The 26,190-nt window shown below is 67.8% G+C and carries 20 protein-coding genes and 4 pseudogenes; all 24 read left to right on the top strand.

The annotated features are described in order from the left end of the window. Positions 1-364: 364 nt before the first annotated feature. Positions 365-1,798 (top strand): radical SAM protein, encoded by a 1,434-nt coding sequence (locus GXP39_04535; GenBank protein ID NOZ27305.1) that lies wholly within the window; start codon positions 365-367, stop codon positions 1,796-1,798. Between the two features lie 3 nt (positions 1,799-1,801). After that, the gene (locus GXP39_04530; GenBank protein NOZ27304.1) at positions 1,802-2,791 is read left to right on the top strand and encodes a polysaccharide deacetylase family protein; all 990 of its coding nucleotides are present in this window, start codon (positions 1,802-1,804) and stop codon (positions 2,789-2,791) included. Continuing rightward, on the top strand, positions 2,791-3,177 hold the full coding sequence (locus GXP39_04525) for a DUF2304 domain-containing protein (protein ID NOZ27303.1): 387 nt from the start codon (positions 2,791-2,793) through the stop codon (positions 3,175-3,177). The genes GXP39_04530 and GXP39_04525 overlap by 1 nt, the downstream gene beginning before the upstream one ends. After that, complete coding sequence (locus GXP39_04520) at positions 3,174-3,794, top strand: class I SAM-dependent methyltransferase (protein ID NOZ27302.1); 621 nt, start codon at positions 3,174-3,176, stop codon at positions 3,792-3,794. The genes GXP39_04525 and GXP39_04520 overlap by 4 nt, the downstream gene beginning before the upstream one ends. Further along, complete coding sequence (locus GXP39_04515) at positions 3,791-5,413, top strand: glycosyltransferase family 39 protein (GenBank protein ID NOZ27301.1); 1,623 nt, start codon at positions 3,791-3,793, stop codon at positions 5,411-5,413. The genes GXP39_04520 and GXP39_04515 overlap by 4 nt, the downstream gene beginning before the upstream one ends. Beyond that, positions 5,410-7,029 (top strand): glycosyltransferase family 39 protein, encoded by a 1,620-nt coding sequence (locus GXP39_04510; GenBank protein ID NOZ27300.1) that lies wholly within the window; start codon positions 5,410-5,412, stop codon positions 7,027-7,029. The genes GXP39_04515 and GXP39_04510 overlap by 4 nt, the downstream gene beginning before the upstream one ends. Then, positions 7,005-7,307, top strand: coding sequence for a hypothetical protein (locus tag GXP39_04505; GenBank protein ID NOZ27299.1), 303 nt, complete (start codon positions 7,005-7,007; stop codon positions 7,305-7,307). The genes GXP39_04510 and GXP39_04505 overlap by 25 nt, the downstream gene beginning before the upstream one ends. Before the next feature lie 133 nt (positions 7,308-7,440). Next, positions 7,441-7,806: an EamA family transporter gene (locus GXP39_04500; protein ID NOZ27298.1), complete on the top strand. Its 366-nt coding sequence runs from the start codon at positions 7,441-7,443 to the stop codon at positions 7,804-7,806. Further along, on the top strand, positions 7,803-9,068 hold the full coding sequence (locus GXP39_04495; protein NOZ27297.1) for a radical SAM protein: 1,266 nt from the start codon (positions 7,803-7,805) through the stop codon (positions 9,066-9,068). Before GXP39_04500 ends, GXP39_04495 begins: the two co-directional genes overlap by 4 nt. Further along, entirely contained in the window at positions 9,065-10,021 is a 957-nt protein-coding gene (locus GXP39_04490; protein ID NOZ27296.1) for an NAD-dependent epimerase/dehydratase family protein, read from the top strand. The genes GXP39_04495 and GXP39_04490 overlap by 4 nt, the downstream gene beginning before the upstream one ends. Beyond that, the gene (locus GXP39_04485; protein ID NOZ27295.1) at positions 9,996-10,691 is read left to right on the top strand and encodes an acyltransferase; all 696 of its coding nucleotides are present in this window, start codon (positions 9,996-9,998) and stop codon (positions 10,689-10,691) included. The genes GXP39_04490 and GXP39_04485 overlap by 26 nt, the downstream gene beginning before the upstream one ends. Before the next feature lie 523 nt (positions 10,692-11,214). After that, positions 11,215-11,778: pseudogene (locus GXP39_04480) on the top strand (hypothetical protein). A gap of 36 nt (positions 11,779-11,814) precedes the next feature. Continuing rightward, a pseudogene (locus GXP39_04475) lies at positions 11,815-12,000 on the top strand (hypothetical protein). A 978-nt stretch (positions 12,001-12,978) separates the two neighbouring features. Further along, positions 12,979-13,071: pseudogene (locus GXP39_04470) on the top strand (energy transducer TonB). A gap of 111 nt (positions 13,072-13,182) precedes the next feature. After that, a pseudogene (locus GXP39_04465) lies at positions 13,183-13,668 on the top strand (hypothetical protein). A 312-nt stretch (positions 13,669-13,980) separates the two neighbouring features. Next, positions 13,981-14,508, top strand: a complete 528-nt coding sequence (locus tag GXP39_04460; GenBank protein ID NOZ27294.1) for a hypothetical protein — start codon at positions 13,981-13,983, stop codon at positions 14,506-14,508. Between the two features lie 132 nt (positions 14,509-14,640). Beyond that, on the top strand, positions 14,641-16,479 hold the full coding sequence (locus GXP39_04455; GenBank protein NOZ27293.1) for a glycosyltransferase family 39 protein: 1,839 nt from the start codon (positions 14,641-14,643) through the stop codon (positions 16,477-16,479). A gap of 153 nt (positions 16,480-16,632) precedes the next feature. Beyond that, positions 16,633-19,383 carry an alpha/beta fold hydrolase gene (locus GXP39_04450; protein NOZ27292.1) on the top strand — a complete coding sequence of 917 codons (2,751 nt, stop codon included), beginning with the start codon at positions 16,633-16,635 and terminating at the stop codon, positions 19,381-19,383. 10 nt (positions 19,384-19,393) lie between these two features. Further along, on the top strand, positions 19,394-20,089 hold the full coding sequence (locus GXP39_04445; protein ID NOZ27291.1) for a methyltransferase domain-containing protein: 696 nt from the start codon (positions 19,394-19,396) through the stop codon (positions 20,087-20,089). 42 nt (positions 20,090-20,131) lie between these two features. After that, positions 20,132-21,601: a lipopolysaccharide biosynthesis protein gene (locus GXP39_04440; GenBank protein NOZ27290.1), complete on the top strand. Its 1,470-nt coding sequence runs from the start codon at positions 20,132-20,134 to the stop codon at positions 21,599-21,601. Beyond that, entirely contained in the window at positions 21,601-22,719 is a 1,119-nt protein-coding gene (locus GXP39_04435; GenBank protein NOZ27289.1) for a glycosyltransferase, read from the top strand. Before GXP39_04440 ends, GXP39_04435 begins: the two co-directional genes overlap by 1 nt. Further along, positions 22,716-23,903, top strand: a complete 1,188-nt coding sequence (locus GXP39_04430; protein ID NOZ27288.1) for a glycosyltransferase family 1 protein — start codon at positions 22,716-22,718, stop codon at positions 23,901-23,903. The genes GXP39_04435 and GXP39_04430 overlap by 4 nt, the downstream gene beginning before the upstream one ends. Then, complete coding sequence (locus tag GXP39_04425) at positions 23,900-24,961, top strand: class I SAM-dependent methyltransferase (GenBank protein ID NOZ27287.1); 1,062 nt, start codon at positions 23,900-23,902, stop codon at positions 24,959-24,961. The genes GXP39_04430 and GXP39_04425 overlap by 4 nt, the downstream gene beginning before the upstream one ends. Further along, a complete protein-coding gene (locus GXP39_04420) occupies positions 24,958-26,187 on the top strand; it encodes a hypothetical protein (protein NOZ27286.1) in 1,230 nt (409 codons plus the stop codon). The genes GXP39_04425 and GXP39_04420 overlap by 4 nt, the downstream gene beginning before the upstream one ends. Positions 26,188-26,190 lie beyond the last annotated feature (3 nt).

Genomic DNA, 26,190 nt, shown 5'->3' with positions numbered 1-26,190 from the left:
GGCGGCGGCGCAGGGGAACTGCGCCGCCGCCACCACCCACCGTTGAGCCCCCCTTCTCCCGGACCCGAGAGAGGGGATGAGAGCTGTCGAATGCGGATTTCGCAGGGATGGACGTCTGGTCGTGGGGCGACGCGAGTCACGATGTTACAGTGGTTTACGTCCAGAGGGAAGATCTCACGCCCGGGGGATCACGGGCGTTGCCTCCCCCTGGGTTCGGTGCTAGAATGCCCGCCGGCGCGCCGCCGGAGGCTTGTTCCGCATATGCCTTCGCTGCGAAAGGGGCTTCGTGGGAGATCCATCTATGTGAGCCTTTGCGGCTGCGGATAGAGGAGGGATCTGGAGGTTTGTTGAGGAGGATGTGGTGGTGACGGGACGAGACGGGGCGGGACGTAAGCGTGTGCTTCTCTTGAATCCCCCGGGGGATCAGCTTTACCTCCGGGATCAATTCTGCAGTTCGGTGTCCAAGGCCTCCTATTACTGGCCGCCGATCGATCTCATCATGCTCAGCGGCTTCCTGGCGGAGCGATATGAGGTGCGCGTCATCGACGCCATCATCACCCACATGCCGCGAGGGCGCTGCCTGGCCGAGATCACGGACTGGCGGCCGGACGTGGTGATCTTCCTCACGGGGATCACCTCCTGGCCGGCCGACCTGGAGTTCACCCGCGAGGTGAAGGAGCGGACCGGCGCGCTGATCGTCGGCATCGGCGGTGTGTTGTTGTATGAGGGGCCGCACATCATGGAGGCGTACGAGCATCTGGACGCCATCATCCTCGATTTCACGACCGGGGACGTGATCGATTTCATCGAGGGGGCGGGGGATGGCCAGGCCGAGCTGCCGAACCTGACCTATCGGCGGAACGGTCATGTGGTGTCGGGGCGTCGCCTGGAGGAGGGCCGCACGTTCACCGTGCCTGTGCCCCGCCATGAGCTGTTCGATCTCTCCCGTTATCGGATTCCCCATGGGCGGCGCCGCCCGCTGACCAGCGTGATGATCTCCGATGGGTGTCCGTACACCTGTTCCTTCTGCGTGGCCAGTCCTCTGCGCTATCGCTATCGGCCGTTGGATAACGTCATGGCCGAGTTCGAGCACCTGGCCTCCATCGGCGTCAAGGAGCTCTTCTTCAAGGATTTCACCTTCGGCGTCCGGAAGGATCTGACGATCCAGCTCTGCGAGGAGATGGTGCGCAACAAGTTGGATCTGACGTGGGTTGCCTCCTGCCGGGTGGACACGGTGGATCGTGAGCTTTTGGAGGCGATGAAGCGAGCCGGGTGTCATACCATCCAGTTCGGCGTGGAATCGGCCGATGAGGAGCTGCTTCAGGAGTATCACAAGCGGATCACCTTGGAGCAGACCCGGCGGACCTTCGAGCTGTGTCGTGAGGTGGGGATCCGCACGCTGGCGCATTTCATCCTGGGGCTGCCGGGGGAGACGCGGGAGTCCATCATGCGAACGGTCGCGTATGCCAAGGAACTGAAGTGCGATTACGCCTCGTTCAACGTGGTCATCCCGCAGGTGGGCACGGATCTGCGACGGCTGGCAATCGAGAAGGGGTACTATCGGCCCGATGTGCAGACCTTTGACAGCGGTCGCTCCTTCCCGGTGGTGGAGACGGAGAAGCTGACTCGCGACGAGCTCTGGGACTATCGCAATCGGGCGATCCGTTCCTTCTATTTGGACCCCCGGTACATCTGGCGGCGGGTGATCGGGGTGCGTACCTGGACGGAGTTCCGCAATCTGGTGGAGAACGGGTGGGCCTTGCTCAAGGGGGCCAGCCCGGTGATCCTGGAAGGGTGACCCATGGCCGACGCGGATCGCGTCTCCGGACGCCCATTGGGCACGCTCCAGGTGGATGTGGATGAGCTCTGGGTGTACTACGAGAGCCTGGGGCTCCCCAGCAACGACGTGGTGGCCTCGCCGGTTTATACCGTCGGCGTGCCTCGCCTGTTGGATCTGCTGGAGCGGTACGAGGTGCGGGCGACCTTCTTCGTCTGCGGACGGGACCTGGAGCACCCGCTGCGTCGGGATGTCGCCCGAGAGATCGTCCGCCGGGGGCATGAGCTGGCCAACCACTCCTACTCCCATCTGATGGGGTTCGCGCGCCTGCAGGGCCGGGCGCTGAAGGCGGAGGTGATGGAGGCGGACGCCCGCATCGCCCAAATCTACGGCCGCCCGGTGTACGGCTTCCGGGCGCCCGGCTATTCCCTCAGCCCCAGGCTGCTGAAGCTGTTGGATCGCGCCGGATATCTGTACGATGCCTCGTTGCTGCCCACGCCGTGGACCTGGCTGATGCGCTGGGGACAACGCCTGGTCTCGCACGGCCGCGTGGACGCCGGGCATTACGGCGTCTGGGCCTACGGGTGGGCTCCGCTATCTCCGTACCATCCGGACCTGGAGGCGCCGCAGCGGCGTGGAGATGCCCGCCTGTGGGAGGTGCCGGTGACCACCATGCCGTGGCTGCGGCTGCCCTTCCATAGCACGTTCGTGGCCACCTTCGGCTGGTGGCTGTTCCGATTGGGCCTGCGCCTGCTTCTGCGCAGGGGGTTGGGCGTTCACTACGTGATCCACCCGGCCGAGTTGATCGATCCGGTGCGGGATCCCCGGCTGTCCTCCTTCCGCTTCCTGCGCGTTCCCTGGTCGCAAAAGCGCCCCTTGTATGAGGCGATTTTGCATCACCTGAGCGAGGCGTACTGTCTGGTCCCCACGGCGGAGTACGTCGGCGCCCGGCCGTCGCCGCCGCCTCAGGAGGCGGATCAGCCGGTGCCTGTGACGGCTCGGGAGGTGGTGTGATGGCGATCCGTACCCGCGTCTTCCTGGTGCTCATGGGCCTTCTGGTGTTGGGGGTGGTCATCAATCTGGTGCGCACCCGCAAGCTTCAGGAGCGGTTCGCCCTCCTCTGGCTGCTGGCGGCCAGCGGCCTGGTCGTCTCCCCGCTCATCATCGACTGGCTCGATCGGTTGGCCTATGCGCTGGGGTTCGACTACCCTCCGGGGCTGTTGTTGCTGCTGGCGGTGATCGGCCTCCTGCTGATCCTATTCCAGTTCTCGCTCAACATCTCCCGCTACCACGAGCAGATCAAGGTGCTGGCTCAGGAGGTCGCCCTGCTGCGCCACGATCTGGACGAACTCGCCCGGCGCGTGGCGGGCGAGCGCGACGCGGAGGAGGACGCCCCGTGACGGCCGTGCAGGTGACCGAGCGCCTGGGGGTGTGCGGCGTTCGCGAGGATACCCGGCGGCTGGCCGAGGTGGCGGGGCAGGGGGAGCCGGGCCGGGCGTTGGATATGGGCACGGGCACCGGTTATGTGGCCATCTGGCTGGCGCAGCGTGGTTGGGATGTGGACGCGGTGGATGTGAGCCCTCGAGCGCTGGAGACGGCCCGTCGCAACGCGGCGGCCAGCGGGGTGCGCGTGCGGGTCTTTCACTCCGATCTGTTCTCCGCCGTCGGGGGGCGATATGACGTCATCGCCTTCAACCCGCCCATGCGCCCGGACGAGACGGAGCTGAGCCGGGTGGTGACCAGCGTATTGCGCCGGTATCCGGCGGTGAGCGGCCTGCTGATGCGGCTGACCTATGGGCGGCTGGCCAGGCGCCGTCTGCCGTTCCTGGTGCAGTTCGCCCGGGAGGCGCGGGGGCACCTGATGCCTGAGGGACGGCTGTTGCTCGTCATCGGGCGGGAGGAGGCCGAGGCGCTGGTTGCCCAACTGAACGCCCGGGTGGCCGGGTTCACGCCGCTGCGGACGATCCCACACCTGGGCATCGCCGAGATACGCTTCATCGAGGAGAGGGAACGGTGAGCCGTTGGAGATCTTGGATCTGGCCGGCGATCGCCCTCGTGTTGGGCCTGGTGATCCGGGGGATCTGGGCCCAGGCCGACCGGGTGGTGTGGGGGGATGAGCCGTTCTACCTGTGGCTGGGACAGAGCTGGCTCACCGGCCACGGCTATCAATTCTTCGGCTATTCAGGCACCCATTTCTCCCCCCTGTTCCCGTTGATCGCCGGGGGATTGGGCCTGCTGCTGGGCGATCTGGAGCGAGGAAGCCTGGTCGTGTACGTGGTGACCGGCGCTCTGCTCGCTCTTCCCCTCTATGGCATCGCCCGGCGGGTGCAGGGCGAGCGCTCGGCGCGAGTCGTCGCGCTGATGGCTGCGGTCTATCCGGCGTTGACCGCAGGCGTGCTCTATTGGGGGACGATGACCGAGCCCCTGTTCCTGTTGTGCGCGGCGGTGGGGCTGTACGGCCTGATCCGGGCGGCGCAGGATGGAGGACTGGGCGCCTGGGTGCTGGCCGCGGTGGCCTTTGGCCTGGCCTATCTGACCCGCACTGAGGGGCTGCTCTACTTCCTGCTCGGCTTGGCGGCGTGGGTGATCCTGGCGTGGGGGCGGCCGGTCCCATTGCGTCGCTGGGGGGCGGGCGTAGCCCTTTACGTCGTCCTCTTCGCGCTGGTGATCCTGCCCTATGTGATCTATCTGCATCAGGCGACGGGGGTGTGGCAGCTGGCTGAGGAGGCGGGCGCGGCGTTCGATACCACGACGGGGTTGGCTTATCAGGACCCGGCCGCGTTCGACAAAGCGACGTGGCGGCTTGATCGATCGGGGCAGGAGGTGTACCTGTTCTCGCCGGAGAGCGATCGGGCGAGCTTCCTGGACTCGGTGCGGGCGAACCCTCGCGGCTTCCTGCGTCGGGTGCGCCGCAATTTGCGTGATGTGCGGGACACGCTGTTCTCGCCCAAGCTGGTGCCCTGGGCTCTGGTGGGGTTGATGGCGCTGGGGTTGTTCGCCCGGCCGTGGAATGTCCGCCGATTGCGTGGCGAGTTGCTGTTGATCGGCGCCTTGGCACCGCCGCTCTCCTTCGTCCTGTTCTTCATCCAGGAGCGATACCTGGCGGGCCTGCTGTTGCCCATCCTGCTGTGGGCGGCAGCCGGGGCGGTGGAGCTCGGGGGATGGCTGCAAGGCTCCATCGCCGCTCTGTCTGAGGCGTGGGGGCGCCGGCGCGCCTGGCGATGGCTCCCGGCCGCTCTGGTGATCCTCTCCCTGTGGGCGATGGCACCGCAGGTGGCCGCGCTGCAAAAGCGGACGCACTCGTTTCAGCCGGCGCATAAGACCGCCGGGCTGTGGTTGCGAGATCTCGGCGTCACGGCCGATGATGTGGTGATGAGCCGGTATCCGGCGATCGCATTCCACGCGGGGACGGCGTGGGCGGCGACTCCGGCGGAGGAGTGGCCGCAGGTGCTCCGGTACGCGCGGGCGCGTGGCGTTCGATATCTGGTGGTGGACCAGTGGGAGGTGGAGCGGCTGCGCCCGCAGTTGGGCTTCCTCCTGCATCCCGATCAGGCGCCACCTGAGCTGGAGCATCTGGCGACCTTGCGGGGTGGGGCCGGACCGGTGGTCATCTATCGGCTGGAGGCCGCGCCGTGAGGCGCAGATGGGTGATCGGCCTGGCCATCGTCGGGGTGGCGCTGGCCTGTCGGCTGCCGTGGTCCCTGCTGCCGCGTGCCGTGCGCTGGGATGAGCCGGATTTCCTGATCCTGGCCAGGCACCTGTTGCGGGGGGAGGGGTACCAGGTATTTGGGGTGCCGGAGCTGATCTGGCCGCCCGGGGCGCCGGCGCTGACGGCGGTCTCGTTGCTGGTGGGCGTGCCGATCGAGCAGGCGCTGGCCGTGTGGCATGCGTTGGCCGGCGCCGTGGCCTGCGGGCTGTTGTACGGGTTGAGTCGGGACGTGACCGGGGATGGCCGGGTGGCGGCCATCTCCGGCTTGCTGGCGGCCGTCTCTCCGGCCCTGGCCGTCTGGCCGTTATATTGGGGGAGCCTGACCGAGTCCATCTTCCTGATGTTCCTGCTGGGGGGACTGTGGGGGATCTGGCGCATGCTGTGCCATGGGCGGTGGTCGGCTGGCCTGGCGGCGGGGTTGGCCCTGGGCGCCGCTTACCTGACCCGGCCGGAGGGGCTCATCTGGTGGGGCGGGTATCTGATCATCGCCATCGCCGTGGCGGCCTGGCGACGGCGGGGCTGGCGGGCGGTCGTGCTGTATGCCCTCTCGTTCCTGTTGGTGATCGCTCCTTACGTGGGATATCTGTATCATCACACCGGCCGCCTGATGTTGAGCGGGAAGCTGGGGATCACCATCGTCTTGGGCATGCGGGTGACGGAGCTGGGGAGCGGTCTCGGGCACGATTACGCGGCCGCCCTGGATCGCAGCGGGAAGGAGATCGTGTGGCTCTCCCCGGAGCGGTTCGAGATCGGCCTGGCCGATGTGGTCCGGACGGATCCCCGGGGGGCGCTGCGGCGGCTGCGGCGCAATCTCTTCAAGGCCTGGGACTTGTTGCCCGATGTGCTGTTGGGCCTCCCGATCGTCGGCCTGATCGCATTGGGCCTGTGGAAGCGTCCCTGGGATCGCCGACGATGGGCAGGGGAGGCGTTCTGGCTGGCGGCGATGGTGCCGGTGGGGGTGGTGCCTTTCTTCCATGTGCAGCCGCGTCTGTTGCTCCCGCTGGTGCCTCTGGCGCTGGTGTGGGCCGCGCGAGGTGTCCTGCACGGGGCGAAGTGGGCGGATGCCATGGCCGGGCGATGGCAGTCGGGACGGTCCCGACAGGTTGAGTGGGCGATCGTGTTGGTGGCGTTGCTGCTGATATGGGGCGTGTGGGGGCAAAGGGTCGCGGCGTGGAAGGGGCAGGCCAGCCTGACGCCGTCTCATCGGACAGCCGGGCTGTGGCTGGCGGAGCATACGGCCCCGGGCACACCCATCATGTCCCGGAACCCGGAGGTGGCGCTGTATGCCGACCGGCCGTTGGTGGCGTTCCCGAACGCGACGTGGCCTCAGGTGAAGGCGTATGCACTGGCGCACGGCGCGTGCTATCTGGTGGTCGATGATTGGGAGATCACCCGGCTACGGCCGCAGTTGAGCTTTCTGCTGGACCCGGAGGGTGTGCCGCCCGAGCTGGAGTACGTGGCTGGGTTCAAGGCGCGGCGGACCACCCTGGTGTATCGGTTGCGGTTGGAGGGGCTTTCGTGCCCCCCTCGGCCGCCTGGTTGAGTCGGCGGCCGGGCGCGGGAATTGGGGCCGAGGGTGGGAGCTCGGCCTGCTGGGGTGGGGCGGCCGGCGTGGATGCCCGCCCGCTTCTAGCGGCGACAGCTCCCATGCTGTCGCTGGCGGCCGAGCGTGGGGGCTCGGCCTGCTGGGGTGGGGTCGGCCGGCGTGGATGCCCGGCCGCCTCTAGCAGCGACAGCTCCCATGCTGTCGCTGGAGGCCGGGTGCGGGGGTTCGGCCTGCTGAGGTGGGGGCGGCCGGCGTGGATGCCCGCCCGCTTCTAGCGGCGACAGCTCCCATGCTGTCGCTGGCGGCCGAGCGTGGGGGCTCGGCCTGCTGGGGTGGAGATCGGCCGGCGTGGATGCCCGGCCTGCTGTGGGGGACGACATAAAATCTGAAGCCGGAGGCGAATCAGCTTTGCGAGAACCTGTGTTGCTGTTCATCACCGTGGCTTTCAATGTGCTGGGCCAGTTCATGATGAAGAACGGGATGAACCAGGTGGGGGTCATCGGGAACGACCTGTCGGCGATTCCCGCTTCCTTCGTCCGCGTGATCACCACGCCGTCCGTGTTGTTGGGCGTGGTGGCGTATGGGCTCAGCGCCGTCTTCTGGCTGGTTGTGCTGTCCCGGGTGGATCTGAGCTACGCGTACCCCGTGCTGAGCCTGGGCTATGTGGCCGTCGTGCTGGTGTCCTGGCTGTGGCTGGGCGAGGGCGTGAGCTTGGGACGCTGGATAGGCGTGTTCATCATCTGTTTCGGCGTATGGCTGGTGTCTCGGACGTGAGCGCTGGGCCGGTGGTCCTGCTGAACCCGCCGGATCCGCCGGGCCGCCGCGCCGTGCGTGAAGGGGCAGGGGGCATGGGAGCGCTGGCTCCCGCGGGCGGCTTCGCCTATCCCCCGCATCTGCTGGCCACGGCAGCGGCAGTTCTTCGCGCCGCCGGGGAGCCGTTCGTCCTGTTGGACGCGGTGGCCGAGGGGTGGGATGCTTCGGAGGCGCTGGCCCGGGTGCCCGAGCGGGCGGTCGTCGTGGCCCAGGTGAGCCACGCGACCCGATCGGCGGACATCGCGTTCCTGCGGCGGTTGCGCCAGGAACGGCCGGGCGTGCGCTCGTTGCTGGTAGGGCCCGCGGCCGCGGCGGAGGTCTGGCTGGCCGAGGATGTGGCGGACGCCGCCCTGGTGGGCGAGCCGGAGATGGCGTTGCCCGCCGCGATCCGGGCCGTCGCGAATGGCGGACGGGGGCAGCTGTCGCCCTCTGGGTTGGGGGTCCCCGGCTACGGGAGGGACGATCGCCTGATCGACCTGGATGGCTTGCCCTTTCCGGCCTGGGATGTGGTCCCGTGGCAGCGCTATCGGTTTCTCACCGTGTTCAGCAGCCGGGGGTGTCCCGACGGCTGTTCCTATTGCCCGTATGTGCTGGGCATGGGGGATCGGCTTCGAAAGCGATCGGTGGAGCGCGTGTTGGAGGAGTTACGGTGGCTGGCGGAGCGCTTCGATCCGCCCCGCGTCGTGTTTCGTGACCCGGTGTTCGCCAGGGATCGGAGGCGGGTGTTGGCGCTATGCGAGGGGATCCGTCGCATGGGGATCTCGCTGGCGTGGGAGTGTGAATCCCGCCCGGAGCACTTCGATCCCCCGTTGCTGGCGGAGATGCGGGCGGCCGGCTGTATAACGGTGAAGATCGGCGTGGAGAGCGCGGATCCGGATCTCCTGATCGCGACGAGACGGGTGGCGGATCGGGGCGAGGCCGAGCGATATGTCCGACGCTCGCTGGATGTGGCGAAGGCTGCGGTGGAGGCGGGCCTCACCTGTCGGGTCTTCGTGATGACCGGGCTGCCGGGCGAGACGGAGGCGACCGTGCGTCGCACGGCCGGGTTCGTGCGGCGCCTGCCGGAGGCGGTGCGGGTGCACGTGAAGCCGTTTATCTGGTATCCGGGATTGGATCTGGCGCCGGGCCTGGGCGTGCGGGATGATTGGCTGGACATGTTGGGGCGAGCCGTCGAGGCGCGAGGCGCCGGCCTGTGGGCGCGACTGCGGAGCCGGCTTCGATGAGCGTGTTGGTGACGGGGGCGACGGGCTTCATCGGGCGGCATCTGGCTCGCCTGCTGCTCGCCCGCGGCGAATCGGTGCGGGTCCTGGTCCGACGCCCGGAATCGGCGGCCCTCCTGGCGGAGAAGGGGGCGGAGGTCGTCGTGGGCGATCTGGTCCGGCCGGAATCGGCGGCAGCAGCCGTGGCCGGTTGCCGGGTGGTGTACCACCTCGCCGCCGCGTATTCCACCCGCCCGGAGGATATCGACCGGATGTATCAGGTGAACGTGCGGGGGACGCTCAACCTGCTGCTGGCGGCCCGGGACGCGGGCGTGGAGCGGATCGTGCACACCAGCACGGTCGGCACCATCGGCCGCCCGCCGGATGGCTCCATCCCCGACGAATCGGTCCCGTTCAATTTATGGGACGCCTCTCATTACGTACGCTCCAAGTTCTTCGGCGAGTTGATCGCGCGAACGATGGCCGACGCGGGCCTGCCGGTGGTGATCGTGCATCCCACGGCCTGCGTGGGGCCGGAGGACGTGGCTCCCAGCGCCACGGGGCGTCGCCTGTTGGCGTTCCTGCGCGGCCGATGGCTGCCCTATCCGGAGGGCGGCGTGAACTTCGTGCCGGTGGCGGATGTCGTTCAGGGCATGGTGGCCGCGGCCGAGCGCGGGCGTGTGGGGGGACGCTATATCCTCGGGCATGCGGAGGGGAACCTGGACGAGCGGGCGTACCTGGCCCTGATGGAGCGGATCAGCGGGCAGCCTCCCCCGGCGCGGCCGCGGACTGGCCTTTGGGCGCGGCTGCGCGGCCGAACGGATCGGCCCCGCCATCTGCCGCAGGCGCTGACGGCCGATCCGACGCTGGCCATCCGTGAGTTGGGGATGCCGCAATCCGATCTGGAGCGTGCGTTTTCCCAGGCGATCGCCTGGTTCCGCTCCCATGGGTATGTGGAGAGGAAACGTGGTTCGTGAGCGCTGGGTCGAGTTCTGGCTGGCGCGGGCGGGGCTGGACTGGCGCGGCCGCCTGGCGGCGCGGCTGGCGGCCTGGCCGCTGTCGCCGTACAAGGAGCGGCGCGTCCTGGCCCGCATGAATGCTCGCGGGTACGTCTCCCCCCGTGCTGAGATCGTTTGTACGGACCTGGCGCTGGGGTCTCACTGCTTCATCGATGACCGGGTCGTGATCTATCAGCATCCTGGCGGGGGCGGGGTGCGGCTGGGCGATCGGGTGCATCTCTATCGGGACACCATCATCGAGACCGGTGAGGGAGGGTCCGTGGCCTTCGGGGATGGCACACACGTGCAGCCCGGGTGCCACTTCACCGCGTTCGTGGGCGCGATCCGGCTGGGGGCGGGCGTGCAGGTGGCGCCCCGATGCGCCTTCTATCCATACGAACATGGCTTGGCGGCCGATCGGCCGATCCAGCAGCAGCCACTGTACTCCCGCGGCGATATCATCATTGAGGATGGCGCCTGGTTGGGGGTGGGGGTGATCGTCCTGGATGGGGTGACCATCGGAGCGGGGGCTGTGGTAGGTGCGGGCGCCGTGGTGACCCGGGATGTGCCGCCGGGGGCCATCGTCGCCGGCGTGCCCGCTCGCGTCATCGGCGATCGGGAGACGTGGCGGCCACCGGACCTGAGATGATCGGGGATGCGCTGGACGATCTGACGGCTTGGCGGGCCGGGGCACTTGGGTGCCTCGGCTTTCGTTTGCCTGGGCGGCAATTCCCCGATCGGATAGCGCTCCACCCTCCACCTGCGGCGGCCGGAAGCCGTCACCGTTGTTGCCATCCGCTCACGTACTCGGGATTCTCGGCGGAGTTGACATCTCCCGTATCTGCAGTATGCTTTATATGACGATTTTGTCATCCTGTGCATCCGGTGCGTTCATAGAATCTTCATTTTCAGGCGCGATGCTTGGATCGGGAGGGTGGGGAGCTTTGCCTGCATCGGCTCTCGTGGAGTCTTCCTCGAGGGTGTTGCCTCCCGGATAAACGGTGGGGGATCCCACATCGGCCGGAAAGGCGGGTGTGGGACTTACCCCTGCCGAATTTTCGTATGCCTCCGGGGGCACGGCAGCATCTGGGGGGAAGCCCGCCGGTATCGAGAGCGATGTCATGACCGGGGTGCGTGAACGCTGACGAGAAGGATAGCCCCCGGCTGGGAGGATGGCTGTGAACAGACGACATACGGCGGTCCTGGCGGTATCGGTGTTCCTGGGGGTGATGCTCTTGTGGGCCGGGTGGACGGCCCCGATCGGCGCTGCCCCAACCTGGCAGGCGACCTCGACGGACACGCCGACCCCAACCCCTACGGCGACTCCGACGGATACACCCACGGTGACGCCGACCGCGACCCCTACCGATACGCCGACTCCGACCTCAACACCTACGCCGACTCCGACGGGCACACCGACCCCGACACCCACGCCGACTCCGACGGCTACGCCTACGCCTACCCCCACACCGACGGCGACCCCGGAGCCGGGGGCCATCGCGGGCGTGGTGTTCGACGACGTCAACGGGGATTACTTCTATCAGGCGGGCGAGCCGCTGCTGGCCGGGGCGGTTATCGTCCTGTCCCAGGGGGGCGTGCCCATCGACTCCAGGGTGACCGGGAGCGATGGCACGTACGCTTTCTCCGGCTTGCAGCCTGGCCCCTATGTGGTGCAGGAGTTGACCGCGCCGCCGGGCTACTTCGCCCGGGTGCCCGTGGTGCCTGTGACCGTGAGCTCCCTGGTGACGACGACCGTGGATTTCCCCAACGGCACGGCGACGCCTACCCCGACGTCCACTCCCACATCGACGTCCACGCCCACCCCGACGGAGACGCCGACGGCGACGCCTACCTCCACGCCGACGCCCACGTTCACGCCAACGCCGACCGCCACTCCCACCGAGACGCCGACGCCCACGGCTACGTCGACCCCGACCCCAACACCTACCCCGACGCCGGCCTGGGAGCTGAAGTTCACAGTGCCCAAGGGCCCTCCGTCGCCGAAGGTGTGGAGCATCTACTTCCCCAGCCCGACGGTGGGCTATGTCGTCGGCGGGCCGGAATGGACGGCCACCTCCGGCCAGGCGTTCATCTATAAGACCACCGATGGGGGCGAGACCTGGACGGAGCTGACGAACCATCCGGTCACGGCCGAGCGGGGATTCCTATCCGACGTGCATTGCAAGGACGTGGATACGTGTTGGGCAGTGGGACGGTGGGCGACGATCCTGCGCACCGTCAACGGCGGGGATACCTGGCTGAAATCGCCGCGGCCCAGCGATCGGGATGGTAACCCCTATGGTGGGTTCCTGTACTCCGTGCACTGGACCGGGACGGGGAACGTCGTCCTGTCGGGTGCTACGCTGAACTTTATCCTGCGCAGTACCGATGGCATCACCTTTAATCCCGTGCCCGTCAGCAACAACTTCGTGGTGCGGGACATCGAGTGCCCGACGCCCAACGTCTGCTACGCGACGGCCAAGGGCCGGCTGTACTACTCCTTCAACAACGGCGTCACCTGGGGCCGCAAGATCTGGCCCTCCCAGTTCAATGTGAGCCGGTACGCCTATGACATCAGCTTCGTGGACAACAACAACGGGTGGATCGTGACCACCCTGGAGGACCCGGCTCCCGGCGAGCCGCCCAGCACGATCCTGAAGATCTCCAACGCCATGCTGAGCGTCCCGGTGTTCGAGCAGCAGGCCGCCGTCCCTGTGACGTTGGAGCGGATCGAGATGGTGAGTCCCACCCTCGGGTATGCGGTGGGATGGCAGGGGAGCGTCTATCGAACGACCGATGGCCAGACGTGGCATCCGATCGAGGGACCGCCGACGACGGCCAATCTGGTCTCCCTGTTCGTCTTCGGCGAGAACGACTTCTGGGTGGGCGATGACCAGGGGCACATCTGGCATTACACCGGAGCGCCGGGTGAGCCGCCGACGCCCACCATGACGCCCACACCCACGCCGACCGGCCCGACGCCGACGCCGACCATCACGCCGACGCCGACGGCCACGCCGACGTTCAGCACGCGCTCCATCATCAGCTATCAGGCGCTCACGGCGCCGGTGGTCAACGGGGATATCAGCGACTGGCCGGATACGGGATCCGTGCTCCTCGATCCCACCACGGCTGCCTTCGTGGCGCCGCGCTCGACCCCGAAGCCGGGCGACTTCACCGCGACGCTGCGATCGGCCTGGGATGCGGAGCACCTCTACTTCGCCATCCACGTGCTGGACGATGTGCTGGTGACGGACAGCGTGAACATGTGGTGGGATGACTCCATCGAGATGGGGATCGATGGCCTGCATGATCACCTGCCCGGCGGGGCGGATGACCATCAGTTCACCTTCGTGATCGACGGTCGCGTGGGGCGGTTCGGCTCGTCGATCACGGGGATTACGTTCTCCACCCGCCGGACCACCGATGGATACAACATGGAGATCGCCATCCCGCGCACGTTGATGAATCTGGACCCGTTCGCCATCGGGCGGGTTCTCGGGTTCACGTGGGCGCTGCGGGATGATGACGGCGGGCGCTCCCAGGGCGAGTGGCAGAACCACATGGTGTGGGAGGGCACCCAGACGTCGCGCAGCTCTCCCGATTGGGGGCAGTTGGTCCTGGACGCGCAGGCGGTTCAGTGGCAGCCCACTCACACGCCCACGCCGACGCCGCTGACGCCGATTCCCACCGATACGCCGACGCCGACTCGCACGCCGACGCCCACACCTACGCCCACCAGCACGCCGACGAGCACGCCCACGCCTACGCCTACGCCCACGCCGCCCATGGGACGGGTGACCGGCGTCGTATGGCACGACGTGGATCGCGACGGGGTTCGGGATGCGGGGGAGCCCGGCCAGCCGGACGTGCGCCTCGAGCTCTACTTCGCGGGCACGCGGGTCGCCACGGAGACGTCGGGGCCGGATGGGAGCTATCTGTTTGCGGACGTGACGCCGAATCGGACGTATCTGCTGGTCGCTGTGGCGCCCGATGGATACGCGTTCTCCACGGCCTCCCAGGCGCTCCTGTACGTCCCGGCGGGCGGCGAGACCGGATGGGACTTCGGTGTGTACGCGACGGTGACCCTGACCCCCACGCCGACCCGCACTCCCACGCCGACCGCCACGCCGCAGCCCGCGGAGATCCACGGCGTGGTGTGGGATGATCAGGACGGGGATGGCGTCCGTGGCGCGGGGGAGCCCGGGCTTCCGGGCAGTCGTCTCCTGCTGCTGAACGCTCAGGGATCGGTGGTGCAGACGCAGGACGCGGACGCGCAGGGGCGCTACACCTTTGCCCAGGTCCCGCCTGGGACCTATCGGCTGCGGGCGGCGGGGCCCGCCGGCTACTACAGCACCACGGACTTCAACCCGCTGGTGAACGCGGCGCCGGGCAGCTCGCTCGAGGTGAACTTCGGCCGGCGGGACGGGCTGGATGTCTACCTGCCCATGGTGATCGTGGAGTGATCTGATCGGTCACGCGTCGTGTGGGGTTTGACCCGACCCTGGTGGGAACGTATAATGGAAGCGAGTGATCCGATGCGGCGGCTGTCCGGCTGCCGCATCGCTCTATTTACACCTTGACGCTGTGGAGTGAGGATGTTCGCCCTGCCGGGGAAGCGCCATGGCTGGCCCAGGCCGTTGTATGGCATCTTGTTCGCCGCGTTGCTCCTGCGGCTGTTCGGCATCAACTTCGGGTTGCCGCTCATCTATCACGTGGACGAGCGAGAGGTGGTGGAGAAGGCGGTGGGGTTCGTGGTCACCGGCGATCTGAACCCTCGTAAGTTCACCCATCCATCCTCTACGCTGATGTACCTGGATGGCCTCCTGTATGCCGTGGTCTACCTGGTCGGCCGGGCGGCCGGCGCCTGGGCAGGGCGGGCGGACTATCTGGCTGCGTTTCAGGCCGACCCCACGCTGTGGTACCTGATCGCCCGGTTGGTGACGCTGGTCTTTGGCGTGGGAACCATCCCCCTGGCGTATGGGGTCGGGCGCCGCGTGGGGGGCGTGCGGTTGGGCCTGATCACCGCTCTGTTCCTCGCCGTCAGTCAGCTCCACAACATCACCAGCCAGCATGCCACGTCGGATGTGCCGGCCACCTTCTTCGCTGTGTGGGGGACATGGCTGGCCCTGCGCATGGCCCAGGACGGGGTCGGCCGCAACTGGCTGTGGGCGGGGGCCTGCCTCGGCTTCGGCGTCGCCACCAAGTACCCGGTGGCACTGGTCGCCTTGCCGTTGATCGTGGCGCTGGCGATTCACACACCTCCCCGCCCGGACGTGGCTGGGCGGTGGAGCGACCGCCTGTATCGGTGGCGTGTGCCCGGGGCGGTGGTGTTAGGGCTTCTGTTCGGGGTGGCTTTGTGGGCGGGACCCGGCCGGGTGGCCGGCTGGCTGGGGCGTTTTGCCAGCGACGGGCGGGTGGACAGCATCGCCGGACAGGCCGCGCTGTACTTCTACAACCTGGCGCGGTTGGGGATTCTGGCTTTGGCCGCAGGGGGCATGCTGGCGGTTCTGTGGTCGCCCGCCCGGTCTCGGGCCGGGGAGCTGATCGCTCGGCTGGAGGCGCTGGCCCGGGAGCGTGCGTTCTGGGGACTCATCGGCGTCGCCGTGCTGACCTTCTTCCTCAGCGCGCCGTACGTGGCACTGGATTATCGCACCGCCGCGTGGCACATCATCCGTGAGGCTCGCAGCCAGCACCCCGGGGCGTCCAGCGCGGGCGTGCTGGATAACCTCTGGTTCTACCTGCGGCTGCCTCTGAACTGGGGTGTTGGGCTGCCGATCCAGCTGTTGGCCGGGCTGGGGCTGGCGTTGATCCTGGCGCGGCCCCGTCGGGACGACGGGCTGGCCCTGGGGTTCGCCGGGCTGTACAGCCTCGTCATCCTGACGGCCGGGCTGCAATGGGAGCGCTGGGCGGTGCCCTTAATGCCGTTCGAGGCGTTGCTGGCCGGCCGGGGGATCCTCTTGGTCGCCGGGCGACTGTCGGATCGCTGGGGGGCGCAGGCGGCCTCGATTGGGCTGGCCTTGCTGGTGGGGGGAGCCGCCGTGTGGCCCGCCTATCAGAGCCTTTATTACGACTGGCTGCGCACGCAGCCGGACACCCGACAGCAGGCGACGGAGTGGGCGCTGTCCCAGTTGCCTCCGGGGACGCACGTGGCCTATGAGGCGTACACGATCCAGGTGCCCCCCGGACGGTTCGTGGAGGAGCGTCGCTTCTCCCTGGCGGAGGAACCTCTGGCCTGGTATCGGGATCGCGGGGTGGAGTACCTGTTCATCAGCAGCTATATCTGGAATCGATACGTGGGGCGGGGAACGGCGCCGGAACGCGAGGCGTTCTATCGGGGCCTGTGGGAGGGGAAGCCGATCGCGCAGTTCGTTCCGGGGCCGCGAGCGTTGGGGCCGGAGATCCGGGTCTATCGGCTGTCGGGGGGCGGACCGTGAAAAAACTGTCACGTTCCTCCGGAGAGATGTTCATCTCGGTCTCATGGCCTCGCGCGATGAGGAATGGGAAGCCGTCGTGATGGATAGACGTAAAGTAGTTTGCGGTTGCATCCCCTTGTGCTATACTTGCGCCAGCGTCGTTTGAGGGAAGCTATGCGGATCCTACGATCATCGCTCATTCATGGAAGGCCCCGGCGCGTGCCGGGGTGGGCGTTCTTTGTCCTCATCCTCGCGCTCGTCCTGCCGGTGGGGATCGCGGCCCCTCTGCCCAGCGTGGCCGCGCCAAACGTCACGGGCGTGGCCGATTCCACCATCACCACCTGCATGCCGGTGGGCCCCGACGCGTATACGCCGGGCGTGAACGAGGTGGAGCAGGAGGTCGTGCTGCGGTTTACCGGCACGCCCACGGAGGCCAAGCTCATCGCGTATGAGTTCAACGTGGGCGCCATCGCCTACAACTATATCTACGTCAACGATCACTTCATCGGTCAGCCCAAACGGAATGACCCGTACACCAACGGCCCTTATTGCGAGATCAACTACCCGGAAGAGCAGCGGGTGGAGTGGAAGATCGATCCCTCCATCCTGGTGAACGGCGTGAACCGCATTCGGCTGGTGAACAACTCGGTGGACCGGGCCGGGTGGGGATTGGTGCGGGCCAAGATCCAGGTCTCGGGGCCGGATGTGAACGGGGTGCGTTTTGAGGAGTTCGTCGCCCCCAGCACCTATTACAACAACTGGAGCACCTACAAGAACGAGGGCACGTGGACGCAGATCCAGCTCCCGCCGAGCTATGACGGCAGCCAGCCGGTGCCGCTGCTGGTGGCCCTGCACGGGCTGGGAGGGACGCGCGTCGATCCTATCCTGGACTTCTCGGCCGCGGCCGAGGCGCGGGGGTGGCTGCTGGCCTCGCCGGAGATGCACGGGGAGACCAACCCCGGCGATCAGGGGCAGACGGTGGGGCACCACGTGTTCGGTGCCCGGGCCTCGCAGTGGGACGTCATGGACGCCATCCGGTGGATCAAGGATCACTACAACGTGGACGAGTCGCGGATCTACCTGGTGGGGCATTCGCTGGGGGCGATCACGGCCGGGTTGGTGGCCGCCAAATGGCCCCAGGAGATCGCCGCCGTCGTCGCCGATAGCGGGCCGACGGACCTGATCAAATGGGAGTACGAGATGCGGCCGGTGGAGGAGGGGGGGACCACGCCCAACCCGGTGGATCTCAACTACCTGCGTCGTGAGTGCGGCCTGTACGAGGCGACCAACCACTACGTCATCGATAAGCAGACCCCACAGGAGAACCCGTATTGCTACGTGCGCCGCTCGCTGGTCCAGTACGCGCCCAACTTCCGGCACATGCCGCTGCTCATCGTCCATGGGGAGACGGACACCAAGGTCGCCCCGCATCACGCCCAGAATTGGTACAATCAGATCCAGCGGTACAACCCGGACCACGTGGAGCTGTGGTGGCATCCGGGCGGGCACGGCGATCGATACCCGAATTTCGCCAACGCGTATCTGGACTGGCTATCGCAGTGGACCCGGGGGGATATGCCCCGCCAGGTCTCGTTCCGGCGGGATGAGCCCGGGCGCACGTATTGGGTGAACGTCTCCCAGGGTCAGCATCACTGGACCTCGATCTGGTCGGCGCTCTACGATCCGGCGGATGGCACCGTGCTGGCCACCGTCGAGGACGACGTGGGCGCGTCCGTGGGGTTCGATCTGGAGGCGGTCGCGCCGGGCGGGGAGACGCCCGCTGGCTACATCCTGGAGGACCTGGACAAGAACACCGGCGCCTTCTCCGTCGCCCCCGCCATCTCCTCGGGGCGTCTGGTCACGGTGACGATCGACTCGGGCGCGCACCGATACCGCATCTACCCCGGCGAGTCGCCCATGCCCTACGCCACGGTGACGTTGCAGCAGGGCGCCGATTACACGGGGACGGTGGACACCTTCCTGGATAGCTGGTTCCCGGACGCGAACTACGCGGCCAACCAGCGCCTGCGCGTGCGGCATGAGGGCCCGGAGACCATCCGCAATGCGCTGCTGCGTTTTGATCTGGCCGGCCGGGTCCCCCAGGATGCCTGGCTGCGCGGCGCTGTGCTCAGCCTGTACGCCGATACCGGGCCGAAGACGAACGCCCAGGTGCCCGTCGATGTGCATGCGATGTCCCGCTCCTGGGATGTGGGGGAGGCGACCTGGAATCGGCCCCAGGTGGGGGAGACCTGGACGAGCCCGGGCGCCAACGGGATGCCGGGGGACATCGCGTCCCAGCCCGCCGACACGCGATTCGTCCAGTCCACCGCCAGCGGCGCGATCGACCGGTGGTATGGCTGGGATGTGACGGACCTGGTGAAGACGTGGCTGACCACGCCGGAGGCGAATTACGGCGTGGTGGTGCGGTCCTCCCCTCCCAAGGATGAATACGACGAGAAGGAGGAGTTCGCCTTCGTATCTGCGGATGGCTACTGGGTCAATCGTCCCAAGCTGACGATCGTGTACGCGCTGGCGACGCCCACGCCGACGCCATCGCCCACGCCGACCCCGACCCCAACGCCCACTCCGACGCCCCCCGCGAGCGAGGTGCGAGGGTATGCCTTCGAGGACCTCAACCAGGATGGGGTCCGCCAGGGGGAGGAGCCGGGGATCGCCGGGGTGGAGATCACGTTGAAGCAGGGGCAGGCGGTCGTGGATAGCCAGGTCACCGGTCAGGATGGGCTGTTCGCCTTCACCGGCGTGACGCCGGGGACGTATACGCTGGTGGCGGGCACGCCGGAGGGCTTCCGGCCGGCGGGGGATACGAGCATTGGCATCAGCCTGGTGAGCGGCCAGGTGTTGCAGTGGGACTTCGCGTACTATCGCCAGCGGCGCATATACTTGCCCGCGCTGTGGCGCTGGTGAGGGCGGTGGTATGGACTTCGCCGCCTATTATGACGCGTACTGGCGGGAGAAGGGGGACACCTTCGATCGGCGGCGGCTGGCGCTGTTGGCCCGCTACGTGCGCTCCGGCGAGCGCGTGCTCCAGGTGGATTGCGGTCCGGGCGTGCTGGCGGAGATGCTGATCGCCCAGGGGGCGCGGGTCTGGGGGACCGATCTGTCCCGGGTGGCGACCGGGCGGGCCCATGAGCGAGGCGTCCCCGTGTGTCGGGTGGATCTGGACGATGGACCGTTGCCCTTTCCGGATGGCGCCTTCGATGTGGTGGTGTCCGACTCGCAGGTGGAGCATCGGGTACGATTCGAGCACGTCTTCGACGAGCTGACGCGAGTGTTGCGGCCGGGGGGGCGGCTCGTCATCTCCCTGCCCAACATCGCCCACTGGCGCTTCCGATTGTGGCTGTTGCGGGGGAGATTCCCCTATTTGGAGAATAGCCCGACCGACTGGCTGCACCTTCGCTTCTTCACCCTGGCCGAGGTGCGGTCGCTGCTGGCCGAGCGGGGGGTGGTCGTGCGTAAGGTGGACGGCAACGCCAGCCTGTGGGTGCCGGGGCTTTACCCCGGGTGGCTCCGCTGGCCGGGCATATACGATGTCTACGTGTGGGCCGCTCGACGCCTGCCCTCGCTCCTGGCCCGCGATTTCCTGATCATCGGATACAAGGAGGCCGCATGAGGTGGTCGGTGTGCCCCGCCCATGCGGTCGGGGTTCGTGTATATGGCACTTAAGCGGCAGGTTGCTTCTGGCCTCTTCTGGGTCGCGCTGTCGACCGTCGCCTCGCGTCTGGTTTCCTTCCTGACCACCCTGATCCTGGCCAAACTGTTGGTGCCGGCCGACTTCGGCCTGGTGGCCCTGGCCCTGCTGGCCATCAATTCGCTGCAGTTCTTCCAGGAGCTGGGCTTCGGCGCGGCGCTCATCTACCGCCAGGAGGACGTAGAGGAGGCGACGCACACCGCCTTCTTCTCCATCATCGCCATGAGCCTGATCCTATATGGGGTGGCGGCGGTGGGAGCGCCTGCCGTGGCGCACTTCTTCGCGACGCCTCGCCTGACGGCGGTGCTGCGCGTCCTGGCCCTGATCATGGTGATCGGCTCCTTCGGCCAGGTGCCCTACGTCCTGTTGGCCAAGGAGCTGGACTTCCGGCGCCGCGCGGCGCCGGATCTGATCGCCGGGTTCGGCGGCAGCGTGCTCTCGATCGCGTTGGCCCTGAGCGGGTTCGGCGTGTGGAGCCTGGTGTACGGTCAGCTCCTGGAGAGTGGCCTCCGGGCGGCGTCGGTCTGGTGGGTTTGCCCCTGGCGGCCGCGTTTCCGGTTCCGCTGGGACCTGGCCCGGGATCTCTTCGGCTATGGCAAGCACATCATCAGCGCCCGGGTGCTCATCTTCTTCATCACCAACATCGACGACGCGTTCGTGGGGAAGCTGAACGGGGATGCCGCCCTGGGCTTCTACGGCCTGGCCTATAAGATCTCCAACCTTCCCGCCACGCAGATCACCCGGCTCATCAATCAGGTGATGTTCCCGGCCTTCTCCCGGATGCGTGGCCAGCTGGCCGAGGTGCGGCGCACCTATTTCACCGCCGTGCGCACCGTCGCCTGGCTTTCGGCCCCCATCGCGGTGGCTACCGTGGTCTTCGCCCCGGACTTCGTCCGATCCCTCTACGGCGATACCTGGGCTCCCGCCATCCTGCCGATGCAGTTGCTGGCCATCTACGGGTTCATCCGCTCCATCGCCGCCAACATGGGCAACATCTTCCGGGCGGGAGGGCGGCCGCAGTGGCTGGCGTACATCGCTGCCTGGCGCCTGCTGACGATGGCCGCGCTGTTGTATCCGATCACCCGACGGTTCGGCATTGTGGGGGTGAGCGCGCTCTCCGCGGGGGTCGCCGTGGTCGATTTCTTCATCAGCGCCTGGCTGGTGAACCGCATCCTGGATGCGCCCGTCTTCGAGTATATGCGCATCATCGGGCCCACGCTGGCATGTGCGATGCTGGCCGCGGGCGCGGGGCGGGTTGTGCAGACGTTCTCCCACACGCGGCCGTTGATCGGGCTGCTCATCGCGGGCCTGGTGATGGGGATGGCGTACCTGCCGCTGATCTGGCTGGTGGATGGCGAGGCGCGTCGCCAGACGGGCAGGTTGATCCGGGCGGTGCCGTGGTGGCCCGGCCGCGCGGTCGAGGAGATGAAGTGATGGCGACGCCGGAGGTCGGCCCGTTGCGGGTGGTGCACGCGACGAGGGTGCGGCAGAACCCCTATGTGATGCTCCTGGGGCGCTCGTTGCAGGAGCGCGCCCCTCGCCTGGATTGGTGGGCGACGGCCGAGCTCTCGCCCGCGTGGGCCGCCGCGTATGGCGACCGCATCGACGTGCTGCACCTGCACTGGCCGGACCTCTTCTGCCAGGCGGAGACGGCGTGGGGCCGCGTGCGGGTGTCGGGCCTGCTGTTGGGCGTGCTGGCGGATTTGCAGGCGCGAGGCGTGGCGTTGGTCTACACGGTGCATAACCTGCTGCCGCACGAGACGCGCTGGCCGTGGCTGGATCGGCTGGTGACGATCTGGCTGCTGCGTCGCGCGGATGTGGTGCACGTGCACGATCCGGAGACGGCGCAGGAGGTCCGGCGGCTCCGCTGGGGACGTCGGCGTCGGGGCGTCTGGGTGATCCCCCACGGCCATTACATGGACATCTACCCCAACGTGCGCTCCCGGGAGGAGGCGCGCCGCCGCCTGGATCTGCCGGACGATGCGTTCGTCTACCTCTTCTTTGGGCAGATCCGGCCGTATAAGGGGCTGGACCGTTTGTTGGACGCGTTCCGCTACGTGGCCCGGGAGCAGGATCGGCTGTTGGTGGCGGGGAACGCCCGGCCTCGCGATGGCGAGTATGTGGAGCACATCCTGCGGCGGGCCGCCGTGGACCCGCGCATTCGGATAGAGGTGGGATACGTCCCGGACGACGCGGTGCAGGATTACATGAACGCGGCCGACGTCTGCGTATTGCCCTATCGGCGGGCGGTGACGTCGGGCAGCGCCCTGCTGGCGTTCTCCTTCGGCTGTCCCATCGTGGCGCCGCGCCTGGGGCCGTTCCCGAGGCTGGTGGGGGAGGGGGCGCGAGGCGTGTTGTATGACCCGGGCGATGAGGCGGCGCTGGCCGCCGCCCTGGTGCGCGCTCGGGATCTGGACCTGGAGGCGGCGGGCGCATCGGCGCTGGCGTACGCTCGCGATCAGGATTGGGGCGAGCTGGCGAGTCAGCATCTGGCCGCTTATCAGGAGGCCGTGGCCCGCGCCAGGCAGCGGGTTCGGAGGCGAAGGCCATGATCGAGGGATATGGCATCGTCTGCTTCGCTCCCGGCCCCTGGGATGACATCTGGCGCAATCGCCATCAGATCATGACCCGCCTGGCGCGACGGAACAAGGTCCTGTGGGTGGAGCCGCGCGCCTACCTGCGTCCCGTGCTGCGCCAGTTGCGCAGGGGGGAGATCGGCTGGCGCGATCTGCGTCGCCCCCTGGCCGTGCCCGTGCGGGAGAACCTGTGGGTGTATCGGGATCCGGTTTATGCCCCCATCGCCGGACGGCGTCTGCGACTGGGCGACCTGACGCGCATGCTGCGGACGCGGGCCATGCGCCGCACCATGCGGCAACTGGGGTTCGGGCGTCCCCTGCTGTGGTTGACCCGCTACTATCAGGCGGATGTGGTGGGCACGTGTGACGAGCGTTTGGTGATCTACCACGTTTCGGATGAATACTCCGCCTATGCGGCGGTGCGCGATCCGGAGGCTGTGCGGCGGGCTGAGGCGGAGCTGATCCGACGGGCGGATCTGGTGCTGGTCACCTCTCAGGCGCTGGTGGAGTCCAAGCGGCCGCTGAATCCGCATACCTATTTGGTGCCCAACGCGGCGGATGTGCAGGGCTTCGCCGCGGCCGCGGCCGATCCGTCCGTGCCCCTGCGCATGGCGGCCCTGCCGCGCCCGATCATCGGCTATGTGGGCGTGTTGAACGAGAAGCTGGATTACGAATTCGTGCGGCGGATCGCCCTGGCCCGACCCGACTGGAGCATCGCGCTGGTGGGGCCCTTGAGCCTGTACACCCAGCCGCACAAGGCGGATGGATTGATCGATCTGCCCAACGTGCATATGTTGGGGCGCGTAGAGGTGTCTCAGGTCCCGCATCACATCAAGGTGTGTGACGTCTGTCTGCTGCCGTATGAGCGCAACGAATGGACGCGCAACATCGACTCGCTGAAATTGTACGAGTACCTGGCGTGCGGCCGGCCTGTGGTGGCGACGGATATCCCGGCCGCACGCGGGTTCCCCGGGCTGGTGCATGTGGTCCGATCCGTCGAGGAGGCGGTGGCCGCGATCGAGGCGGCGTTGGAGGAGGACTCGCCGGAGCACGTGCGGCGTCGGCAGGCCGCTGTGGCGGAGCACAACTGGGATGCCCGCGTGGAGCAGATCTCGGAGCTGGTGGCCGAGGCGCTGCGGCGGACGGAGGGGCGTGCGTGACCGAGCCGGTGACGGTGCGCATCGAGGAGCGGAATGGCCTGCGCCACGTGGTGATCGAGGGGAGGCAATTCGGCTTCGGTGGCGTCGTCCACCACAGCGAGTTCACGACCGCTTACACCCGAGAGCTGTTGGAGATGATCCTGGCCGCCAAGGGAGCGGCCTGGTTGCGGGATGAGATCGCCCGGGCGGAGGATCCGGATTATATTCAGCGCCCGTTGGGGCGGGTGATCGAGCGGTTCGTGCCGATCGCCGACCGGGTGGTTCTGGACTTCGGCTGCGGCTGCGGGGCCTCCTCCATCGCGCTGGCCCGGCTGGGGGCGGCGCGGGTCTACGGCGTGGAGCCGGATGCGACGTTTGCCGAGATCGCCCGTCGGCGTGTGGAGGAATCCGGATTGGACGGGCGCGTGCGTATCCACCATGTGCCGGATACCACGCACCTGCCGCTGCCCGATGGTGCCGTAGATCTGGCCGTGTGCAATGCCGTGCTGGAGCATATCCCGCCCCATCAGCGCGCCGCGCATCTCCGGGAGATCTGGCGCACACTGAGGCCCGGTGGACATCTCATCGTCGCCGAGACGCCCAACCGGCTGTGGCCCAAGGATCATCACACCACCGGGTTGTGGTGGGTCCCCTATATGCCGCTGGGGCTGGCGTGGCGGTACGCCCGCTGGCGCAGCGACCGCATCCGGCCTGAACAGACGGCTGAGGATCTGGTGGCGGATGGGATCCGGGGCGTGACCTATTGGGAGATCCGACGGGCGTTGGGTGGGGATGCCGTATGTCTGAACGTCGAGCGAGGGGATGACATCGCGGCCTACGCCCGGGCCTCTCTGGCGCGGCCGGGGCAGTCGCCGGCGCGCCGGGCGGCGAAGGTGCTAGTGTGGGGTGCGGCCCGGGCCGTCGAGAGAGCGGTCCTGCGGCCGCTGCGCGTTCCCGGCACCGCCCTGCTGCCGGAGCTGACGCTCTGTTTTCGCAAGCGGGAGGGGCAGGGGCGATTCGTGGGCCGCTCGGCGGCGTCCACGAGGGAAATTACCCGCCGCCGGGGTGAGGGAAGATGATGGAAGGACAACCTTTGGGATATTGGGCCGTGTTGCGCAAGCGGTTGTGGATCGTAGCGCTCCTCTTCATCACCACCATGAGCGTGATTGGCTACAGCGCGCTCACGGCGAAGCCGGTCTATCGGGCGTCCGTGCGGTTGCAGGTGTTGCCCGTGGAGCCGGAGGAGGTGACGCTGTTCACGCAGGTTCGCAACGTCACCCTGAGCGATCAGATCATCGCCACCCAGGAGGATTTCATCTCCGCCGTGACCTCGGACCTGGTGGCCCTGCGCACCATCGCCCAGCTCGATCTGAACATCAGCGCGTCGGATCTGCTGGATCGGATCACGGCCACGCGGGATGGGGAGTTCATCATCGTCTCGGTGGAGGGGGACAGCCCACAGCGGGCCGAGGAGATCGCCACCGCCCTGGTGGAGAACGCGCTGAAGTACTATCGGGAGGTGCGCGCCCGCCCGGCCGTGGCCAGCGGGCAGTTCATCCAGCAGCAGTTGGATCGCGCCAAACAGGAGCTGGCGGCGGCCGAGGATGCGCTGCTGAAATTCAAGCTCCAGAACAACGTGGGGTCGCTGGACCGGGAGATCCTGGCGTATCAGGACACGATCCGCTCGTTGCGCTCCAAACGGGACAATGCCCTGATCGCGGCCCGGCAGGCGGAGGCGCTCAAGGCCGAATATGAGACGCTGGCTCGCAACATGAAGGAGTGGGCGAACGCCGCTGCCCGTAAGGTGACCGCCGCCCGGGCGGCGGAGGACGAGGACGCATTGCAGCGGGCAAAGGAGGAGGAGGCGTACTATCGCCAGAAGGCGCGAGACTACGAGTCGATGGCCGCGGCCCAGGCGGTGGAGGCGGCGTCGCAGCGGACGGCGGCCTCGGAGTATGAGCAGCTGGCGGCCCGGCGTGATGCGGATCTGGCGGCGCTGCTGGGGCTGACGGCCGAGTGGGACTCGCTGCAGATGGCGGTCGATCAGGCGCGCTCGAATTACGAGTTCCTGCGGGCCAAGGCGAACGAGGCCACGCTTAAGCAGGATCAGGCGCTCAGCCTGGGGTATCTCCAGGTCATCGAGCCGGCCCGGCCGCCGCAACGACCGGCCCCCTCCCGCTTCGGGCGTATCGCGTTGGTCGGGGCCGTGCTCAGCCTGCTGGCCGGCGGCGTGCTGGCGTTCCTTCTGGAGTTCCTGGAGAGCTTGCGGCCCCAGGCCGGACGCCGGGCCTCGCAGGCGGGGTAGGAT

Source organism: Chloroflexota bacterium (assembly GCA_013152435.1).
Lineage (GTDB): Bacteria > Chloroflexota > Anaerolineae > DUEN01 > DUEN01 > DUEN01.
The sequence above is the reverse complement of the archived record's forward strand: the minus strand, read 5'-3'. Positions and strand labels throughout refer to the sequence as shown.